This is a genomic window from Caballeronia choica (genome assembly GCF_001544535.1).
Classification (GTDB): domain Bacteria; phylum Pseudomonadota; class Gammaproteobacteria; order Burkholderiales; family Burkholderiaceae; genus Caballeronia; species Caballeronia choica.
Window position 1 is genome coordinate 1 of the sequence record NZ_FCON02000392.1, and the last position, 2,004, is coordinate 2,004.

The following is a 2,004-nucleotide window of genomic DNA, read 5'->3' on the forward strand; positions in this document are numbered from 1 at the left end:
ATCCTGGCTCGTGTGAGTCATGGCTCTGCTCCTGTTGAGGAACGAGGCGGATTGCCTCGTACCCAACATGGAAACAGAGTCGGTTTCCTCTCACCTGCCACCAGAGCTCAACCGGAGCCCCACTACCGCGCCAGCGGTTTCGTGTACGCCCGTGATGGCGTGCCATTTGCAGGGTGAAAGTCCCTGTCGGAGTTGGCCACAGCTCCGTAGCTGAAGGTAACTGCGTCGTCGTGAGGCGGGGTGGGGAGTAACCGGAAGCGAACCGTCGGTCCGTAGGTTAACGAACCTGTTTCGGCGGGGTATGGCGGCGAGCCTGCACGAAAGTGGCGAAGCCTGGAAATAACACAGCACGCTGTCGTGGCGGACAAAGCGGTGCGGTGGCGTACCACGTGGTTGAGGACGGAACGATGGGATGGTGGCACGAAGCAAGCGGGGAGACCTGCCGGCGAGGTGAACGCTGGCAGGAGTCAGAGTCCCGATAGTACTGCACACGGAAGCATTGAACCGTGGAGACCTGCGTCAGAGCAAAAGGCGCACTAGGGAAGCGGGGCAGGAAAGTTGATAGCCAAAGACCAGAAGGAAGCGGAGATGAAGATCGAAGCATCGCCAGTGTCGGAAACGACTAGACGAGATGCAGACGCGCTGGGAAGCTGCGTGCAGCGGAAATTCGCGTCAGCTTCAATCTGGACTGACGCTATGTTGGCTGCTCTACAAAGAGGAGTTAAAGGAGGCAAATGGCATAGTCTGATCGACAAGGTGTTTCGCCTGGACACGCTCGCGCTGGGTTGGGCTCAGGTCGAGAAGAACGCCGGGGCGGCGGGAGTGGACCGCATGAGCGTGGAGCGATTCGCGCAGGCGCGGGACCGATACCTCGCCGAACTGGCGCAAGCATTGCAGGATGGTAGTTATCGTCCGCAGCCGGTGCGACGCGTCTACATACCGAAAGGGAAAGGACGCCGTCCGCTCGGCATACCCGCTGTCAAGGATCGCGTCGTGCAAGCGGCGCTAAAGCTGGTCATCGAGCCAATCTTTGAACACGAGTTCGAGCCACGGAGCTACGGCTTCCGCCCGGGCTTGGGCTGCAAGGACGCGCTGCGAGAAGTTGACCAGCACTTGAAAGCGGGCTATTGCTGGGTGGTTGACGCCGACTTGCAAAGCTATTTTGACTCGATTCCACACCTCCCCCTTCTTGCGAAAGTGGCAAGGCGAATTGCAGACAGCCGGGTTCTGGAACTCATCCAGTACTTTCTCAAGCAAGACATCATGGAAGACATGACGCGCTGGACGCCGACTTCTGGCAGTCCACAAGGGGCGGTTGTCAGCCCCCTGTTGGCAAATCTGTACCTGCACGAGCTTGACGTGGAAATGCGCCAGGCGGGGTTGGTCATGGTGCGCTACGCGGATGACGCCGTGGTGTTATGCCGCACACGTGAGGAAGCGGAAGCTGCGCTCACTCGCATGCGGGCTTGGGTGGATGCGAACAGCTTGACACTGCATCCCGACAAAACCCACGTTGGGGATTGCCGGCTGGAGGGTCATGGGTTCGAGTTTCTGGGTTACCGGTTCGAGGCGGGTCAACGTTGGGTGCGCAAGAAGAGCCTCATGGGACTTCGGGATAAGATCCGGACCCTGACCAGGCGTAACAGGGGTGACTCGATCGAGGGCATCATTGCCTCGCTCAATCCACTCCTGCGTGGCTGGTTCGGCTATTTCAAACACGCCCACCGCTACACCTTCTCGTCCGTCGACGGCTTTGTTCGTCGCCGTCTGCGAGCGATCCTGCGCCGACAGCTTCATCGTCCGGCTCAAGGTCACTGCCTTCGAGATCACGCGCGATGGCCGAATGCCTTCTTCGCTAGTCTTGGGCTATTCACGATGTCTGAGGCCCTTCGATTTGCGCGCCAATCCCGATGTGGAAACAACTGACTGGAGAGCCCGTCGCGGGAAAACTGCACAGCGGGTTCGGAGGGAGGGGACGGCGATCGCCGTTTCCTACCCCTATCC

The 2,004-nt window shown here is 59.7% G+C and carries 1 protein-coding gene; it reads left to right on the plus strand.

Annotated elements, in window-relative coordinates; all coding sequences use genetic code 11:
• The first annotated feature begins 588 nt into the window (after window positions 1-588).
• A complete protein-coding gene (gene ltrA, locus AWB68_RS44325; RefSeq protein ID WP_087650380.1) occupies window positions 589-1,926 on the plus strand; it encodes a group II intron reverse transcriptase/maturase in 1,338 nt (445 codons plus the stop codon).
• The last annotated feature ends 78 nt before the right edge of the window (window positions 1,927-2,004 follow it).

Bases quoted from the DNA above. Each gene is read 5' to 3' on its own strand.
- ltrA (WP_087650380.1), top strand. From the start codon at position 589: ATGAAGATCGAAGCATCGCCAGTGTCGGAAACGACTAGACGAGATGCA.